The 1,365-nt window shown below is 73.8% G+C and carries 3 protein-coding genes; 2 read left to right on the top strand and 1 reads right to left on the bottom strand.

Annotated features, from left to right (window positions below; translation table 11 throughout):
- Nucleotides 1–182, top strand: a 182-nt coding sequence (locus ABZ641_RS37565) for a hypothetical protein (protein ID WP_359989085.1), incomplete at its 5' end; no start/stop codon positions are given.
- 156 nt (nucleotides 183–338) lie between these two features.
- Here ABZ641_RS37565 and ABZ641_RS37570 read toward each other — a convergent pair.
- Entirely contained in the window at nucleotides 339–896 is a 558-nt protein-coding gene (locus tag ABZ641_RS37570) for a TetR family transcriptional regulator C-terminal domain-containing protein (RefSeq protein WP_359989087.1), read from the bottom strand.
- Nucleotides 897–968: 72 nt separating this feature from the next.
- On the opposite strand from ABZ641_RS37570, the gene ABZ641_RS37575 reads away from it, so the two are divergent.
- On the top strand, nucleotides 969–1,365 hold a 397-nt coding region (locus ABZ641_RS37575), incomplete at its 3' end, for an FAD-dependent monooxygenase (RefSeq protein WP_359989089.1).

Below are 1,365 nucleotides of genomic sequence, written 5' to 3' on the forward strand. Positions count from 1 at the left end.
TCCGCATCGGGACCGCGAAGGCCAGCATCTTCAGGATCGCCTACCAGGTGACCGTCACGGTCGAGCGCGATCCGTCGAACGAGCACAGTCCCGACATCCTCCGGAACATTCCGAACCTCATTCCCGTCGGAAGCCCGGGTGGTTCCATGGTGGACGCCACTCACGCCGACCCGGTGCTGTGAACCGGTCGGCCGGGAGGCCCCGGTGGCCGGCTCTGGAACAGGGCGGCGGCGGGCCCTGGAACAGAACGGTGACGAACGGCTGGAACGGATCGCTCGGCCGACCGGAGAAGACACCGGAGCGCCACCCGGGTACGAGAGATGCCCGGCTTCGCCGGTCTACCGCAGGGCGGCGGCGACCAGCCCTTCGAGTTCCTCGGGCCGCACCTCGCCGCCGCTCACCAGCCGGTCGAAGACGAGGCCGTCGACGCAGGTCAGCAGGGTGTGGGTGCGGCCTTCGACGTCCTCGACGCCGTGGCCGGCGAGGAACAGCCGGACGGCTTCGCGGCCGGCGTTCTCGCGGGGGACGAGGATCTCCCGCAGCTCGGGGTCGCGCACGCTCTCGACGGCGCAGGCGTGGCGGGCGAGCGAGCGGCGGCGGCCTTGGCCGGTGAGGCGTTGCCGGGCGAGCAGCACCAGGCCGGCGACCAGTTCCTCCGCGGTGCGGATCGGCGGGAACTGCTCGGCCGCCGTCTGCAGTTCCGTCTGGTCGAGGTGGACGAGGCGGGTGACGAGTGCGGTGAGCAGCGCGGCCCGGGTGCGGTAGTAGGCCGAGGTGGTGCCGGTCGGCAGGTCCGCCCGCCGGTCGACCGCACGGTGGGTCAGCCCGCGCATCCCCTCGTCGGCGAGGACGTCGAGGGCCGCGTCCGCGAGCAGGGTGCGCCGATCCGTAGCCATGGGTCCTTTCTACACCTGTAGCGGTTCGGGTAGGGTCGGCCTTCTACAGATGTAGAAGATCGGGGGTTCGGCATGGGCGGCACGGCGGTGGTCGTCGGCGGCGGCATCGGCGGACTGGCCGCCGCGATCGGCCTGCACCGCATCGGCTGGGAGGTGACGGTCGTCGAGCGCGCACCCGTGCTCGGCGACGCGGGGGCCGCCATCTCCCTGGCCGCCAACGGCCTGCGCGCGCTGGACGCTCTCGGCGTGGGCGGACCGGTCCGGCAGGCCGCACGCGGCCAGTACGCCGGCGGTACCCGCACCCCCGAGGGGCGGTGGCTCGCGCGGATGGACGGCGCCGCGCTGGAACGGGCGGTGGGTGCGCCGATCGTGGGCATCCCGCGGGCCGTCCTGCACCGGCTGCTCCGGGAGGCGCTGCCCGCCGGGTCGCTGCTGATCGGCCGGGAGGCCGGCCCGGTCCGGCAGATCG

The sequence above is a fragment of the Kitasatospora sp. NPDC007106 genome, from assembly GCF_040634455.1.
In the GTDB taxonomy this organism is placed as follows: domain Bacteria; phylum Actinomycetota; class Actinomycetes; order Streptomycetales; family Streptomycetaceae; genus Kitasatospora; species Kitasatospora arboriphila.